Annotated in this window: 9 protein-coding genes; 6 read left to right on the forward strand and 3 right to left on the reverse strand. The window is 43.2% G+C overall.

Annotation, left to right across the window (positions count from 1 at the left end):
• Positions 1-330: 330 nt before the first annotated feature.
• Positions 331-1,440, reverse strand: a complete 1,110-nt coding sequence (locus AC1DXF_RS24680; RefSeq protein ID WP_477451370.1) for a mandelate racemase/muconate lactonizing enzyme family protein — start codon at positions 1,438-1,440, stop codon at positions 331-333.
• 350 nt (positions 1,441-1,790) lie between these two features.
• Between AC1DXF_RS24680 and AC1DXF_RS24685 the strand changes: the two genes are divergently transcribed.
• The 5 genes from AC1DXF_RS24685 (at position 1,791) to AC1DXF_RS24705 (ending at position 12,012) form a co-directional block, all read left to right on the forward strand.
• Complete coding sequence (locus AC1DXF_RS24685; RefSeq protein WP_477451371.1) at positions 1,791-2,543, forward strand: DUF4290 domain-containing protein; 753 nt, start codon at positions 1,791-1,793, stop codon at positions 2,541-2,543.
• A gap of 474 nt (positions 2,544-3,017) precedes the next feature.
• Positions 3,018-4,325 carry a UDP-N-acetylglucosamine 1-carboxyvinyltransferase gene (gene murA, locus AC1DXF_RS24690; protein WP_477451372.1) on the forward strand — a complete coding sequence of 436 codons (1,308 nt, stop codon included), beginning with the start codon at positions 3,018-3,020 and terminating at the stop codon, positions 4,323-4,325.
• A gap of 251 nt (positions 4,326-4,576) precedes the next feature.
• Positions 4,577-6,142 (forward strand): ArnT family glycosyltransferase, encoded by a 1,566-nt coding sequence (locus AC1DXF_RS24695; protein WP_477451373.1) that lies wholly within the window; start codon positions 4,577-4,579, stop codon positions 6,140-6,142.
• A 203-nt stretch (positions 6,143-6,345) separates the two neighbouring features.
• Positions 6,346-7,566, forward strand: coding sequence for a family 8 glycosyl hydrolase (locus AC1DXF_RS24700; protein WP_477451374.1), 1,221 nt, complete (start codon positions 6,346-6,348; stop codon positions 7,564-7,566).
• Positions 7,567-7,848: 282 nt separating this feature from the next.
• A complete protein-coding gene (locus AC1DXF_RS24705) occupies positions 7,849-12,012 on the forward strand; it encodes a hybrid sensor histidine kinase/response regulator (protein WP_477451375.1) in 4,164 nt (1,387 codons plus the stop codon).
• Here the strand turns inward: AC1DXF_RS24705 and AC1DXF_RS24710 are convergent.
• Positions 12,005-12,571: a Crp/Fnr family transcriptional regulator gene (locus AC1DXF_RS24710; RefSeq protein WP_477451376.1), complete on the reverse strand. Its 567-nt coding sequence runs from the start codon at positions 12,569-12,571 to the stop codon at positions 12,005-12,007. The two genes, AC1DXF_RS24705 and AC1DXF_RS24710, sit on opposite strands and share 8 nt — an antisense overlap.
• Before the next feature lie 98 nt (positions 12,572-12,669).
• On the reverse strand, positions 12,670-13,086 hold the full coding sequence (locus tag AC1DXF_RS24715) for a response regulator (protein WP_477451377.1): 417 nt from the start codon (positions 13,084-13,086) through the stop codon (positions 12,670-12,672).
• A 421-nt stretch (positions 13,087-13,507) separates the two neighbouring features.
• Here AC1DXF_RS24715 and AC1DXF_RS24720 point away from each other — a divergent pair, with 421 nt between their 5' ends.
• Entirely contained in the window at positions 13,508-17,698 is a 4,191-nt protein-coding gene (locus AC1DXF_RS24720; protein ID WP_477451378.1) for a hybrid sensor histidine kinase/response regulator, read from the forward strand.
• The last annotated feature ends 27 nt before the right edge of the window (positions 17,699-17,725 follow it).

Below are 17,725 nucleotides of genomic sequence, written 5' to 3' on the forward strand. Positions count from 1 at the left end.
TTCATGATTCATGACCAGGATAAATAAAAAGGCCTCCTTGTGAGAGACCCTTTATCCTTGGTTCAGCAGATCATATTGCTGGCAGGTTGCTCCTCAGCAGCGCCTGTTTCCTCTTTTGATCTGCATATGAAAATAAAAAAACTTGGCCATGCTTTGGTTTTTTTATTAGAAAAATATAACTTTATGTAATCTATTATCGCTTTTCAAGAGTAATTGCCTTACTTGCTGACAAATTTCATCATAGGAGATCCTTCGTTCCTCAGGATGACAGGTTGTGAAGGATTTTCTTATTGATTAATTGTCTGTTCTTTAGTTCTCGTTTGTATTCACCTACACCCTAAAATGCGCGCAGCCCTTCAAAAACTCCTCATCAGCATCGGCGCCAATGCCTATAGCATCGTCGATATTCAATTTATACCCGTCATAAGTAACGCCGCCAATGCAGGGGTCAACCAAGTGGCCCAGCATGCAGGTGTCCATATCGTAAAATTTGATATTGGGGCTGGCGTATACAAAGTGCAGTTTGGCGCTCAGGGCAATGCGGCTTTCCAGCATCCCGCCCATCATACAGGCTATTCCTTTTGATGCAGCTTCGTCGTGGATGGCTTTAGCCTCCAGCAGTCCGCCCGATTTGGCCATTTTGATGTTGATGTAATGGCAGCTGCCGCTGTTGATCTGTTTGCGGGCATCGTGGTGGTTGTATACGCTTTCGTCGGCCATAATTTTTACGGGGGATAGCTGCATTAATTCGGGCAGGCGGTCATCGTACCAGGTGCGCATGGGCTGCTCGCAAAATTCAACGTTGTACTCCCCCATGGCCTGCAGGGCAAAAACGGCATCATCAAAGCTCCAGCCCTGGTTGGCATCAATACGGATGAGCATTTCGGCGCCAACCGCCTCGCGGATCTGTTTAACCCGTTCCACATCCGCGGCTGCGTTTTTGCCCAGTTTCACCTTCAGGATGTTTGCCCCCGAGGCTTTAAAGTACAAAGCCTTCATGGCCATGGTTGGCGGGCTATCAATGCCGATAGTGATATCTGATTCTACAACACGCTTCTCTCCGCCTAAAAACCGGTATAATGGCAAGCCGGCATTTTTGGCGGCTATATCATGCAGGGCAATGTCAAAGGCGCTTTTAATGGTGGTATTACCGGCGGCGGCACTATGCAACTGCTGCATACGGGCGGGAATGTCGAGCGGGTTCTTCCCTATCCACAACCGGGCAAAATCTTTAGCCATTACCAGGCAGGTATCCTGTGTTTCGCCAACAATCATGGGGAAGGCCGAGCACTCGCCCACCCCGTAAAACCCGGCATCGGTATGCACCCTGATAAAAACATTCTGCGCATGGTCCATAGTACCGGTAGCAATGGTAAACGGCTCCATTGGGATGCTGAAGCGATAAACGTCGATATGGGTAATGAGTAGTTTGTTTTGCATGGAAACGGTATTTCTTTCTCTGCCCAAACTGTCATGCTGAGGAACGAAGCATCTATTCGCGAACTATGCGTGGCGGTTAACAGATGCTTCGTTCCTCAGCATGACAGGCGGGTTATGTTGCCGCAAATTACGAATTTCCAAGCCATCGGCGATTCCAGAACTATTCTTTTTAAGCCGTCTCCTTTGGAGAGGATTTAGGTGAGGCTATTTTTTTATTTGCACTATATAACTATAATGTTATATTTGCGTTACTTCAATACAAGTACAATTCAATTTTAGCCTCCTGGGCCCTTACTACAGGGAAAAGACGCATGGCTAACTTAAAACTTCCTTAAAATATTAATAATAGCATGGCACAAGAAAACACGCCTATATTTGACTATAATTCAACCAGGAATAAATTAATCCTGTCGGAATATGGCCGCAACGTACAAAACATGGTTAAGTACATTGTTGCGCTGCCCACTAAAGAAGAACGTAACCGCTATGCACAGGTAGTGATTGACCTGATGGGTTTTTTAAACCCGCACCTACGCGATGTGGCTGATTTTAAACATAAACTGTGGGACCACCTGCACATTATATCTGATTACCAGATTGATGTGGATGCCCCCTACCCCAAACCAACGCCCGAGGCTATTCACCTGAAACCGCAGCCCTTGCGTTACCCGCACCAGCGCATCAAATACAAGCACTATGGCAAAACCATTGAGCTGATGATTGAAAAAGCAAAAAGCATTGAGGAGCCCGAGCGCAAACGCCACATGGTACAAGCCGTTGCCAATTTCATGAAAATGGCCTACGTACAATGGAACAAAGATTCGGTTGCCGACGAAAGCATCATTGCCGATTTATATGCCTTATCGGGCGGTACCCTAAAACTGGATGAAAACGTGAACCTTAACCGTGTTGAGTTTAGGCCAAACAACAACCAGCAAAATAACAATAACAACGCCCGCGGCCGCAACAACCAACAAAACAACAATAATAACAACCGCGGCGGAGGCGGTGGAGGCCGAACCAACAACCAGAACAACAATGGCCCGCGCAACAACAATAATCAAAACAACCGCAACCGTAACCAGGGCGCCAAAAAATATTAGTTCCGGTTGGTTCATTAGTTCACTGGTTCATTAGTTCATTGGTCTTGTCTGGTGGATTTTTTTGGTGGATGATTTTTACAAGCCGATGGTTGATACTCCGGTAGATTATGGCGATAAATACTACAACCCTGTTCTTTATAATAAAGAATGGGGTTGTTTGTTTTGCTAACTTTTTAAATTAAAATAAGTTACATTTTTTTGTACTATTTGTGCGATTTTTTGGCTCATTAATGGTGTATTATTGGTCGTTTTTTGAGCATTTATGGCGTTTTTAGAAGTAAAAAGGCCTATTTAAAAAGTTTTGCACCAACAAAGCCCCAAATCCGCTACACAAGACCAATGAACTAATGAACCAGTGAACTAATGAACAAACAATCAGGAAAAATTATAATCTTTGCCGGATATAAAAACACATTTAACACCTTTGGGTGTTCACAACATTTGAAGCATTTGACCTATCAATTATAAACACCCATGACTAACGCATTTGTGATAAACGGCGGCAAACCGCTAAAAGGTGAAATTACCCCCCAGGGAGCCAAAAACGAAGCACTACAGGTAATTTCGGCGGTACTGCTTACCGAAGAAAAAGTTACCATCAGCAATATACCTGACATTAAGGATGTTAACAAACTCATTGAGCTACTGGGCGATATGGGGGTTATCACCGAAAAGGTTGCCGAATCAACCTACACTTTTGTAGCCAAAGATATCGACCAGGACTTTTTCCAGTCGGAGGCATTTAAAACCAAAGGGGGCGGCTTAAGGGGCTCTATTATGATTGTAGGGCCGCTGCTGGCACGTTTTGGCAAGGCATCCATCCCCAAACCCGGCGGCGACAAAATAGGCCGCAGGAGGCTGGATACGCACTTTTTAGGCTTCGAGAAGCTTGGCGCCCGCTTTGACTATAACCCGGAAGATGGCTTTTTCAATGTAGATGCATCTAACCTGCAAGGCACTTATATCCTGTTGGATGAGGCATCTGTAACCGGCACCGCTAACATAGTGATGACCGCCGTACTTGCCAAAGGCACCACCACCATTTACAACGCCGCCTGCGAACCATACCTGCAGCAGTTGTGTAAAATGCTTAACCGCATGGGCGCCAAAATAACCGGCATCGGCTCCAACCTGCTTACTATTGAGGGAGTTACCAAACTGGGCGGTACCGAGCACCGCATGCTGCCTGATATGATAGAGATTGGCTCATTCATTGGCCTGGCCGCTATGACAGGATCGGAGATAACTATTAAGGACGTGCAATACAAAGAGTTGGGCATGATTCCAGACGTATTTAAACGCCTGGGTATCAAGCTTGAGCTGCGTGGCGACGATATATACATCCCCGCACAGGATCATTACGAAATTGAAACTTTCATCGACGGCTCTATCATGACCATTGCCGATGCCCCCTGGCCCGGCTTCACACCCGACCTGCTGAGCATTGTACTGGTGGTGGCTATACAGGCCAAAGGATCGGTTTTAATCCACCAGAAGATGTTTGAGAGCCGTTTGTTCTTCGTAGATAAACTATTGGATATGGGCGCCCAGATCATCCTCTGCGACCCGCACCGCGCTACGGTTATCGGCCTTGATAAGCAGGTACAATTGCGTGGCATCAGCATGACCTCGCCTGATATCCGTGCCGGGGTTTCCCTGCTGATAGCTGCACTATCGGCCCAAGGCAAATCAACCATTTACAACATTGAGCAAATTGAACGTGGCTATCAGCACATTGATACCCGTTTAAAAGCTTTAGGGGCCGACATAACCCGGATTTAGGTGAAAGGTAAAAGGCGAAGGGTGAAAGGTAGCTGCAAAAGTTTTCCAACCTTTCGCCTTTTAACGCGGATTTAGGTGAAAGGTAAAAGGCGAAGGGTGAAAGGTAACCGCAAAGAGTTTTCCAACCTTTCGCCTTTTACCTTTCGCCTTTAACCTTTTACCCTCCTTTTTGCTTTTTACCGCTAAAGAATTATCTTTACCCTCCAGCATCAAGCTTTCAGCTTTTTGCCTTCAGCCTTAAGCTACCTAACATGCCCTACAGAAACCGGAAGTCGACATACGTTTATTTCATATTGATTTTTGTGCTTATAAAGGTGGTTTTAAACCTGTTTGCCATCGGGCATTTCGGCTTTCACCGCGACGAGTTTTTACACCTGGTACTGGCCGATCATCTGGATTGGGGTTATAAAGAAGTACCGCCATTTATCGCACTGCTGGCCAAGCTAACTATCACTTTATTTGGCAATTCTGTTTTTGCGGCCCGTATCTTCCCTACTATTTTCTCTGGCTTAATCGTTTGGTTTACCGGCCGTATTGTGGTTGAGTTTGGAGGGCGCCGGTTTGCCATTACGTTAGCATGTTTGGCTTTGATATTTTCGCCAGCATTTGCGGCAAGCAATTACCTTTTTCAGCCGGTGATATTTGATCAGTTTTGGTGGGTTTTAACGGTTTGGCTTTTTATCAAATACCTCAATACAACCGATGTAAGGTATTTATACTGGCTGGGCATGGCAGTCGGTTTTGGCATGCTCACCAAATATACGATGCTGTTTTTTACCATCGCGCTTATAGTAGGCATCCTTATCAGCAAGCAGCGTAAGCTATTGTTTAATAAGCACATATTGGGCGCTATGGCGTTGGCCGTGCTTATATTTTTGCCCAACTTTATATGGCAGGTAACGCACCATTTCCCGGTGATAACCCATATGAAAGCGCTCCGCGAAGAACAACTTGATTATATTACCGCCGGCGACTTTATTAAACAACAACTTACCGTTCATGGCATCGCTTTATTTGTTTGGCTCACGGGTTTCGTGTTTTTAATTTTCTCGTTCAAGCTACGCAATTTCCAGTTTCTGGCTATCGCTTATGTACTGATATTCATTTTCTTATTAAAAATGGATGGTAAAAACTACTACCTGTTTGGGGCCTACCCAATGCTGTTTGCCGCGGGTGGTTTTGGGTTCGAACGGTGGTTAAAAACAAGTGGCTATGTACTTCGTACTTTAACCGTTGCCTGTTTTACTATTCCTAATGTACTTTTGTTGCCTTTGGTACTGCCTATTTTACCGTTACAGCAAACGTTGGCGTTTTTTAGGTTCACTGGCAAAAACATACCTGCGTTCAGGTTTGCCATGACCTGGGAAGATCAGAAAATGCATGCCACCACGCAAGACTACGCCGATATGCTGGGCTGGGAAGAAATGGCTCAAAAAGTTGGGGCTACCTACCATAGCCTTACACCCGAACAGCAAAAACAAACCATAGTGTACGCCGATAACTACGGCGAGGCCGGGGCCCTTCATCACTACCGTAAACAATACAACTATCCCGACGTGGTATCTTTGAACAGCAGTTTTACCCTTTGGGCTCCCGATACGCTCAACTGCAAATACATGATCTATGTGGATGATAACGGCGGCGAAAACATCCGCCAATTTGTGGCCGGCAAGATGATAGGCTCCTACAAAAAAATGGGCGAAGTGGAATATTCCCTTGCCCGCGAAAAGGGCACCGGTATCTACCTGCTTACAGACATCAAGTTCCCGCTAAAGGAAAGGTATCGTAAGGAGTTGATCAGGAAGAGAATGGAGTAGTATTTAGGCGAAAGACATTTAGGCGAAAGGATAAAGGTCAAAGGCGAAAGGTTGAAAATTTCAGCGATTTTCCGCATATCCAATCGAGGGGCATTTCAGTGGCTATGCTATCCACCCCACATCAATCTGTATCTTTAGCATTAAACTAACCGGCGTAGATAAATTTTGCGTTCAATGTTTTCTTATTTGATCAAACAAACAATATGCTAAAAAAGGAAATCACTTTATTGCTAATGCTGCTTACCTGCCAAAACTTAAGCGCGCAGTCTGCATCAAAGCCATTTCCACAACATACAATTTATACCAAAGGCGCTATCCTACCCAGTCACCTAAGCAGGCAAAGTCTTGATAATAGCGTACGCACATTTTATTGGCAATGGAAAAGCCGGTATGTAAAACAAGCTGCTGAAAAAAACCAAAGCTATATCTGGTTTGAAAGACCCGGCAATAAACAATGCGTATCCGAAGGGCAAGGCTATGGCATGATCATCGTAGCCCTGATGGCCGGGGCCGATGCTTCTGCAAAAACGGTGTATGATGCTTTATTCCGGTATTATCAATCGCATCCGGCACGAAAGGGGCATTACCTGATGGCATGGGCACAGGATAAAAAAGGCAATAACACCGATCATTCCTCGGCAACAGACGGCGATATGGACATTGCCTATTCATTATTACTGGCCCATAAGCAATGGGGCAGCAACGGCAGTATTAACTATTTGAAGGCAGCTAAATTGCTGATTGCCGATATCATGAAGTATGAAATTAACCGGGAGCAATTTACCATACTGCTTGGCAATGATGTTGAAGCCGATAGCGATGATTATTTTGATACCCGCACATCTGATTTTATGCCATCGCATTTTAAAGCTTTTAAAGCGGTTACAGGCGATGCGCGTTGGGATAAAGTAACTGATAACACTTATCGCCTTTTCGCCCGGATGCAGCAAAAATACAGCCCGGATGCGGGCCTGATACCCGACTTTATCCGACAGGTAAATAAAAACCCACGCCCTGTAGGGCCTATGTACCTGGAATCGAAGTATGATGGCTGTTATAACTACAATGCCTGCCGGGTGCCCTGGCGCATAGCCGCCGACTATTTATTATACAGCGATGAAAGGGCCAAAGTTATAACAGCCAAAATTAACCGTTGGATCCGGTCGACAAGCAACGACAATCCTGATAATATATCTGCCGGCTACACGCTGGCGGGCGATGACCTGCCCACCCGGCACTTTGAGGCACTAAGCTTTATAGCGCCTTTTACCGTTTCGGCCATGACAGATTCTAAAAACCAGCAATGGCTAAACCATACGTGGGATTACCTGCTTCATTTTAAGCTGAAAGATTATGATTATTACGATAACAGCATCAAAATGTTAAATATGATCATACTCAGCGGCAATTATTGGAGGATTTAGCATTCCAACCGGTGAGTCCGGCTCCTATCGTAATAATTTATCATAAAAAACCTGCGTTTTTCGGATTTAGCTTATAAATTGTAAGCATATAGCGTAAATACCTGCGCAGATAATATAAATTTTACATGTAATTTAAGCCGTTAAACATTTGATTAAAAATTAGCGTATAAACCACGTGCTGAATATCCCTGTATAATGTTCAATAAACCCCTGTTAACATTTTTCTTATTCTTGCTGCTCTTGCTAAACAGCGAGGCTTTTTCACAGGGAATCGGTTTAAAATTGAGCCGGATTAACAGTTCAAACAGCATCTCACAAAATTCTATATCCAGTATATTGAAAGATAGTTATGGCTTTATGTGGTTTGGTACGCAGGACGGCCTTAACAAATTTGACGGGTACCAGTTTACGGTATATAAACATCATTCAAAAAACAATAAAAGCTTACCGGCCAATAACGTTTTAACCATTTGCGAGGATAAAAAAGGCGATATCTGGGTTGGTACCCGCATTGGTGGCCTCAGTAAGTTTGACAGGAAAAAAGATGAATTTATTAATTTTAAAGCCGATCCTAAAAATCCATCGGCCTTAAGCAATAACAACATCATCTACCTTTTTAACGATGCCAAAAACAACCTTTGGATAGGTACCGATAATGGTTTAAACCTGCTTATGAATGGCAAAACCGGGTTTAAACACTTTGTTCATAGCGCCAAAGATACAACCAGCCTGAGCAGCGCTTCTGTTTATTCTATCTGTGAAGATAGTTACCATCGGTTGTGGGTTGGTACAAATAATGGCCTGAATTTATATAATGAAAAAAGCGGGAATTTTAAACGGTTTACGCACGACAAAAAAAACAATAAAAGCATCAGCGATAATTCCATAAATGCGATAGCCGAAGACGAACACCACAACCTTTGGATAGGCACAAACAATGGCTTGAACTTGCTTAACAGGAGCAGCCTCACATTTAACCGTTATGCTAACGAGGCAGATCGTTATAGCGCTACCGGTAATAACCCCATTTATAGTCTATCGGCCGATAAAGCAGGGAAACTGTGGGTGGGTACCAATACCACATTGCAGCTGTTAAACGTCAATAAAAAAGCTTTTATACCCATAAATCAGCCATCCTCCGAAAATGAAAATATGCCAAATGATGGTATTTATTCTATTTTAGCCGATGAGCAGCATACGCTATGGATAGGCACCTCAAGCGAGGGTATTTTAAAGTATGATAAAAACCTCAATATTTTCCCTTCTTTTAAATCCTCACCAACCAATGCACCATCGGCTAAAAATATTGTCAGGGGTGTGGCGCCCGATAACAAAGGAGGGCTTTATTTAGCTACAGACGCGGGCCTGGGTTACTTCAACCAGGCAACCGGTACTAATATTTCTTACACCCATGATAATTCGGCCAAAAACAGCCTGGTAAGCAATTACACGTCTTGTATTTTGATAACCCGCGCAAACGACGCGGTATGGCTGGGCACTTACAGTAATGGAGCAGACCGGTACGACCTTAAATCGAAGTTGTTTACCCATTTTACCAAGGGAAATAAACCAGCCAATATAAACAGCACTGCCGTTTACGCCTTATTAGAAGACCGTAAAGGCGACATTTGGATGGGCACAGACCAGGGGGGCGTGAATATTTATGAATCAAAAAGCAAAACGATAAAGAAATATATTAATGACCCTAAAGATCCCAACTCAATTGCCGACAACTCCATCCAGGCCTTGTACGAAAGCCGTGACGGCCATATTTGGATTGGCGGTTACTCCAACGGGATTAGTATTTATGATCCCGCCACCGCCAAATTTTCAAGATTAAACATTGAAAACAGCAAGCTTACCAGTAACGTGATAAGCTACTTTTATGAAGATAAGGAGCACATGTGGATAGGCACCATGGAAGGGGGATTGAATTGTTATGATTTAAAAACAAAAGCGATAACAGCCTACACCGAAGATAACGGTCTGATAAATAATACGGTAAATTATATAACCGCCGACAGCAACGGTTTTTTATGGCTTACAACATTAAAAGGTATCACCCGGTTTGACCCGATTAACAAAACATTCCGGAATTTTGGGGAATATAACGGACTTAAAAGCCTGGAATTCAGTTTCTCGAGCGGGGCCAGGCTGGCCGACGGGCGAATTGCTGTTGGCAGTATAAACGGGTTTAATGTAATTGACCCAACAAAGCTCAGTTTTAATAATAACGTTCCTGTTGTAAGAATAACAGGTTTTAATTTATTTAACAAACCCGTTAGCTTGCAAAGTACAAACTCCCCGTTAAAACAAAGCATTTTATCCGCCAGGCAAATAACGTTAAACCAGACACAATCGGTATTTACATTTGAGTTTGCGGCTTTGGATTATACAGCACCACAACAAAATAAATATGCCTATAAACTGGATGGCTTTGACCCTGAGTGGCAGTATATTGATAACAAGCGCAGCGTTACCTATACCAACCTTGACCCGGGCACGTACACGTTTTGGGTGAAAGCGGCCAATAACGATGGCGTTTGGAGCACTAAACCCGCATCGGTTAAGGTAGTTATAACACCACCGCTTTGGAAAACATGGTGGTTTAGAACTATGGCCACCTTGCTTATTTTAAGTATTGCATATATAACCTACAGGCTGAGAGTTAATTTTTTTGACAAACAAAAATGTGCGCTTGAGCAACAGGTAAATGACCGCACAGCCCAGATAAGCAGGCAGGCGCATGACCTAACCATCTTAAATGAAGAACTCCAGGCACAATCAGAAGAGTACCAGGCGCAATCAAAAGAGCTGCAGGCGCAATCGGATGAACTTATAAAACAACAGGAAAAAGAGCAGGAAGCGCGGAAAGAAGCCGAAAAGGCAAACCTGGCCAAAAGTACGTTTCTGGCTACCATGAGCCACGAAATACGCACCCCGATGAATGGTGTGTTGGGTATGGCTTCATTATTATCCGACACAAGGCTTAATGATGAGCAAAAGGAATATGCCGATGCCATTCTTAGCAGCGGCGAATCGTTATTAACAGTAATAAACGATATCCTGGATTTTTCAAAAATTGAATCTGGCAACCTTGAGCTGGATCCTTATAACCTTGATTTGCGCAGGTGCATAGAAGATGTATTTGATCTTTTTGCTTCAAAAACAGCAAGCGCAGGGATAGACCTGGTTTACCAGATTGATGATGAAATCCCGGCGAATATTATTGCGGATGGATTGCGCTTACGGCAAATACTGGTAAATTTAGTGGGCAACGCCACCAAATTTACCCATAAAGGCGAAGTGTTTCTGCATGTAACACAAGGCAAATTATCAACACGCCAATTGCAGTTAAACTTTGCGGTAAGGGATACAGGTATAGGGATTGCCGAAGATCAGCTTTGCAATTTATTTAAAGCGTTTAACCAGATAGATTCATCTGTAACCCGCAAATACGGAGGCAGCGGGCTTGGCCTGGTCATTAGCGAACGACTGGTTAAATTAATGGGCGGCAATATAGTTGTACAAAGTGAAAGGGGCGCCGGCAGTACTTTTACATTTTATATAAAGTGTAAAAAAGGGCCCGCATTACCTTTAAACACACCATTAATCAACGATAAAGTTACCCAAGGAAAAAAAGTTCTTGTTGTAGATGATAATGACACCCATTTAAGGGCACTAAAAACACAACTGGAAAAATGGAAAATGGCCGCCATTGCTGTTCCCTCGGGCCAGGAAGCATTAAAAGTGCTATCGATCGAAAAAGACATTGACCTGATTATAACCGATATGCAAATGCCGGATATGGACGGCATCGCCTTAGGCACCAAAATAAAAGCTTCAGGCTCTGCCGCTCCCATCGTTTTACTAAGTTCGGTTGGTAACGATCGTAATAAAACGGATTATCATTTATTTAGTTCGGTAGTTACAAAACCTATTAAGCAACAACATTTTTATAACGTTATTGAGGCCGAGCTAAGAAAAGAAAGCATAGCGGTTGTTGAACAGAAAAAGAGCCTTTTAACAGAGACCTTTGCACTGGCATACCCTTTTGTAATGCTTATTGCCGAAGACAGCCTGATGAACCAAAAACTAATTATCAGGGTACTAAATAAATTAGGCTACCAGCCCGACCTGGCAAATGATGGCCGGGAAGTACTCGAAAAACTGGGCGACAAGAAGTACGAAATTATTTTAATGGACATCCAGATGCCCAATATTGACGGACTGGAAGCCACAAGGCTTATCAGGAAAAAGTATGGCGCTAAACCTATTATAATTGCCCTTACTGCTAATGCCCTCAGCGAGGATAAGGACAATTGTTTTAAAGCCGGGATGGATGGTTATTTATCCAAGCCCATCAACATCGAACTTTTATTGGCTGCCCTGATGGATGCATATAATAAAAACAAGGGACAAAAGCCGCACCCTAAAGTTACCTGATATTTTTACGGATACGGCTTAACGACGTTGGTGTAACTCCTATAAAAGAAGCCAGGTATTTTTGAGGAATTTTTTGCAAATATGGTGGTTTTGATAGCAGTTGAAGGTAACGCTCCTCAGCCGAATCCCTTTGCAGCGCGGTAAACCGGTCAATAAGGTTAAGCACGGCATCTTCCCAAAAGTTGCGCATCATTTCCTGCGTTTTGGGATGTGTTTGGTATAGTTTTAACAATTCGGCTTTGGGCAAGTACATCACCTCGCTATCCTCAATTGCCTGCAAAAAATAAACCGATGGTTTTTCGCTTATGAAGCTATAAATGTCAATAGCCGATGAATTTTTAAATGCAAACCACACGGATATCTCTACACCCCCGGTAAGATAAAACAGGCGTAAACAGCCCTCCTGGACAAAAACAAGATCGCTGCAAATATCTCCCTCCTTTAACAGGAAATCATTTTTGCCTACCTGCCTTTTTTTAAAACGGCCAACAATATCATCCAGTTCGGCATCATTCAGCTTTACATAGTTATTGATAAAGTTTTTCAGCTCCAGGCTCATGTTCGCAATAAAATTTCATCTAAGTTCAGCAATTCCCCGGTAGAATTAACGTTGCCCGGCAAATTATTACAGGCAAAAGTTATTGCAATAAATTGCCGTCAATTATCAAGATGATCTACCTTTAAAATTCTTCTTATCAATTCCATGCTAAGAGGCTTCCTGATGTATTCTTTCACAATAGCATTCCCAAGTGCGCGGTCAATATCGTGCCTGAAACGGGATGAAGAAACCATGATAATTTCGCTATCGCTTTCGTCGCCCAAATTTAAACGGAGGTATTCGTCAAGAAACTTCCAGCCGTCCATCACCGGCATGGCGATATCTAAAAATATAAACCTGGGTAGCCTGCCCGAACTTTGTTTGATGCTTAGCAATTGTTCTATGGCTTCCTGCCCGTTTAAACAAATAGTGATTTCCGCGTCTTTGGCCGCTTTTTTAATAAGGGTTTCAGCAATAAAATTATTAACCGCATCGTCATCAATGATCAGCACATTGGTGGTTTGATTATAATTCATTCAGATACAACAATTTAAAATAGAATTGTTTGATATTTTTTAAATATTTTAGATTTCCTGCTCAATTCCAGCTATTTCATGATTTAACTGCGTTTAATAATAAATTAAATGAGGCATTTGTTCCTTATACTCATCCCGCAGCCCGTTTTATTAGTACAAAAAACACATGTTCAATTTATCCAGGCCTATGTTACAGGTATAATGAGTCGGTTTCAGCGTAAAGTTATTGTCAATCAGCGATTTTGTAACGCCATTATGATAATTTTGTACAGTATATGATACTAAATCGCTTTTAAAATCCAGGGATATCGTTAAATTTGAAGGTAACCTATTGCTAATACCAACGTATACAAATTTTGTATGTAAACCCGCTGCCTTGGGCAGCTTTTCTTAGTTCAACACAGCATATTAACAACGTTCTATGTACAGGCCATGCCATAAGCTTAAACATATTATCCGCGCTTTACTTTTAATTTGTACTGTAATACCGTTTAACAGCTATGCTCAAAACGAAAGTCTTAAATTTTTACATGTAGGCACTGTCGAAGGGCTATCGCAAATAAATGTAAACTGCATTTTTCAGGATAGCCGGGGTTTTATGTGGATAGCTACCCGAAACGGCCTTAACAGATACGATGGTTATCGTTTTATCACTTACAGGTACGATGACAAGGACAGCACCTCGTTAAGTAACAATACCGTAACTGATATTGCCGAAGACTACAACGGCAATATGTGGCTGGCAACACAAGGCGGCCTAAATATGTACCAACGGTCAACCGGCCGTTTTATAAGGCACCAGCACGATAATAGCCACACAAACAGCCTTAGCGACAATATAATAAACCGTTTACTTTTTGATAATGGCAATTTATGGATAGCCACACAAAACGGCGGCCTTGATCGCTATAACTTAAAAAGCAACACCTTTATCCACTATCAGCATAGTGACAAAGATACCGGCAGCTTGGGCGCCAACAATATACGCACTGTTTACAAAGATTCTGAACAACGAATCTGGGTAGGAACGGGAGGCGACGGCTTAAACCTTTATAACCCTAAAACAAACAATTTCGACCATTTTCCCTACTATGATCCTGCCACAAAAACGGTGAAGGCCACAATTATTCCCTGCATATTTGAAGACAAATTTCATCAATTATGGCTTGGCAGCCAGGAGGATGGCCTCCTTTTATTTAACCGTGCCAATAAAACATTTAAACGTTTTGGGCAGGACAAAACCCGCACAGGCAGCATCTCATCAAATACCATTTACGCGTTAAACAGCGATGCCGCAGGTAACTTGTGGGTTGGAACCGAAAACGGTGGGCTTTGTATATTAAACAATCAAACCGGCAAATTTAGTGTTTACGAACACGACGAAGTAGATAACAACAGCATCAACGGTAACTCGGTATACGGTATTTGCCGCGACCGTGCAGGCAATATGTGGGTTGGCGCCTTCGGCGGAGGCATTAACCTGTCGAAAAAAACAACATCAAGTTTTACCTTGTACCGGCATAACAGTCATCCCGAAAGTCTTTCAAACAACTATGTACTTGACCTGGCCGAAGATAAAGATCATAAAATTTGGATTGGAACCGATGGCGGCGGCTTAAATAAGTTTGACCCGGTAAGCAAAACGTTTAGCAACTATAAACAACGGGCCGACGGCAAAAACAGCGTAGCGGGCAATTATACGCTTACTGTGAAACCCGATTATGAAGGCAAACTTTGGATAGGCACCTGGGGCAACGGCCTTAGCATATTTGACCCTAAAACAAATGTTTTTACCAATTACAAACACGATGCTGCCAAACCACAAGGTATTGGCGGCAACAATGTTTATTACATTTTGCATACCCGCGACCGGAAAACCTGGTTAGCCACTTTTAACGATGGATTAGACTGCTTCGACCCCGACACCAAAGTTTTCACCCACTACCGTTTTGACGCGAACGATTTGAAAAGCCTAAGCAGCCCAAGGCCCTATGTAATGTATGAAGATAAGAAAGGAAACCTTTGGGTTGGCACTTCAGACGGGGGCTTAAACCTTTTTAACAGCAAAACCAACACTTTTACACGTTTTGTCCACGACGAAAAAACAAACAGTATCAGCAATAATGGTATACCCGATATTTTTGAAGATACCAAAGGGCGTTTGTGGCTTGCTACGCTTTCAGGCCTCAATCTTTTTGATCCTGTACGCAAACACTTTACCGTTTTTACAAAAAAAGATGGTTTGCCCAGCGATATTATTTATGCCATAAGGCCTGATGATGCCGGCAACCTCTGGATCAGCAGCAACGGCGGGCTATCTAAATTTGATCCGGAAAGCAGGACATTTTATAACTATACTACAGAAGATGGATTGCAGGGCGACGAATTTAAGTCGCATTCTGCCTTAAAAACAGATGATAAAACCCTTTATTTCGGTGGCATTAACGGATTTAACTGTTTTTCGCCGGGCAAAGTTTTAAAACAGGCCGGGTTTGCCCCCCTGGTTATCACATCCTTTCAATTGTTTAACAAACCGCTGGTAATTGCAAAAAACGCACAGGATCCATCGCCATTAAAAAACGACATTACCGATACCCGCAACCTTACATTATCCTATAAACAATCGGTGTTTTCATTTGAGTTTGCAGCACTTGATTATGCATCGGCAGATAGAAAGCAGTATGCCTATTATTTAGATGGCTTTGATAAAGAATGGAATTATATTGGCAGCCATAATACGGCGTTGTATACCAACCTTTCGCCCGGCACTTACCATGTAAGGTTAAAATACCGCAATAGCCAGGGTTCATGGTCGCCGGTAACAACCCCGCTCCAGATAACTATTATACCGCCCTTCTGGCTTACCTGGTGGTTTGATACGCTTGCCGTTTTGGCCTTCGCCGGTTTAATTTATGGCTTTTTTAAATACCGCATGCGTGCGGTAAGGCAACAAAAAGAGTACCTTGAGTTGCAGGTAAAAGAACGTACAGAAAGCATTACGCAACTTACTATAGAAGAAAGAAGATCGCGCGAGGCAGCGGAGAAAGCCCGCGAGGAGGCAGAGAATGCCAATAAAGCCAAAAGTATATTTTTGGCTACCATGAGCCATGAAATCCGTACCCCGATGAATGGTGTAATAGGCATGGCAACCTTGCTGGCCAATACCGACCTTACCACCGAGCAGGCCGAATACACCGAAACCATTAAACACTCGGGCGATGCCCTGCTGACAGTTATTAATGATATCCTCGATTTCTCCAAGATCGAATCGGGCAACATGGAGTTGGAGGAGCATGATTTTAATGTCAGGGATTGTGTAGAAAGCGTACTAGACCTTTTTGCCGATAAGGCATCAAAATTAAACATCGACCTTATTTACCAGATAGAGCCTGGTGTGCCGGAGCATATCATCGCCGATTCGATGCGCCTGAGGCAAGTACTGATAAACCTGGTGGGTAACGCCATTAAGTTTACCACCGAAGGCGAAATATTTATTGATGTAGACAGGCTTTTGGGAGGTGATGAGGATTTTAACTTATCGTTCACCGTTCGCGATACCGGCATCGGCATACCAGAAGATAAATTGTCGCGGCTTTTTAAAGCGTTTTCGCAGGTAGACTCGAGCACAACACGCAAGTATGGCGGTACAGGCCTTGGTTTGGTCATCAGCGAAAAATTGATTCACCTTATGGGCGGCGAAATTAAAGTAAGCAGCCAACTCGCACGCGGTACCACATTCAGCTTTAACATAAAAACCAGGGTTGGCATAAAAACCAGCCCTACCTACTTTAACCTGGATACTGCGGGCCTCGAAAACAAACAGGTGTTGGTGGTTGATGATAATGCCACCAATCGGAATATTATGGAAACCCAGCTAAAGCACTGGAAATTTGTTCCCTTAATAGCCCAATCCGGTGATGAAGCTTTAGCCATTTTAGCTGCCAACAGCAAGATTGAACTGGTGATTACAGATATGTACATGCCGCAGATGGATGGCGCCGAACTGGCCCGTAAAATAAAAACAACGCACCCTGCCCTGCCCCTTATATTATTAAGTTCGATTGATAGACAAACCAAACGCGATGCCGGCCTTTTTAACGTAATACTAACCAAGCCTGCCAAGCATAATATATTGCTTAAACACATTATAGATCAGCTAAAGAGTGATAACACTGCTACTGCCGATCAAAAACCGCCGAAAGATGCCCTATCAAAAGAGTTGGCTATTAAATACCCGCTGAATATTTTGATAGCCGAGGACAACCCGATAAACCAAAAAGTGGCCAAACAGATCCTCAATAAAATGGGCTACCAGCCTGATATAGCTATGAATGGCCGGGAAGCTGTTGACGCTGTAGCAGCAAAGCAGTACGACGTTATCCTGATGGACATCCAGATGCCCGAAATGGACGGCCTGGAGGCAACCCGATACATCAGGAAAAATATTGCCAAACAGCCTATTATTGTTGCCATGACAGCCAATGCCATGGTAGAAGACAAAGAAGCATGCGTACAAGCCGGCATGGACGATTACCTGAGCAAGCCCATGAAGCTTAGCGAGATTATTGGTATGCTGGAAAAGTATGGAAAACAGGTAAATGCGGGGGCATAATTAAATCACATCTTTTTCTGCATTATC

Source organism: Mucilaginibacter sp. P2_A5 (assembly GCF_056404995.1).

Bases quoted from the DNA above. Each gene is read 5' to 3' on its own strand.
- AC1DXF_RS24680 (WP_477451370.1), bottom strand. From the start codon at position 1,440: ATGCAAAACAAACTACTCATTACCCATATCGACGTTTATCGCTTCAGC.
- AC1DXF_RS24685 (WP_477451371.1), top strand. From the start codon at position 1,791: ATGGCACAAGAAAACACGCCTATATTTGACTATAATTCAACCAGGAAT.
- murA (WP_477451372.1), top strand. From the start codon at position 3,018: ATGACTAACGCATTTGTGATAAACGGCGGCAAACCGCTAAAAGGTGAA.
- AC1DXF_RS24695 (WP_477451373.1), top strand. From the start codon at position 4,577: ATGCCCTACAGAAACCGGAAGTCGACATACGTTTATTTCATATTGATT.
- AC1DXF_RS24700 (WP_477451374.1), top strand. From the start codon at position 6,346: ATGCTAAAAAAGGAAATCACTTTATTGCTAATGCTGCTTACCTGCCAA.
- AC1DXF_RS24710 (WP_477451376.1), bottom strand. From the start codon at position 12,571: ATGAGCCTGGAGCTGAAAAACTTTATCAATAACTATGTAAAGCTGAAT.
- AC1DXF_RS24715 (WP_477451377.1), bottom strand. From the start codon at position 13,086: ATGAATTATAATCAAACCACCAATGTGCTGATCATTGATGACGATGCG.
- AC1DXF_RS24720 (WP_477451378.1), top strand. From the start codon at position 13,508: ATGTACAGGCCATGCCATAAGCTTAAACATATTATCCGCGCTTTACTT.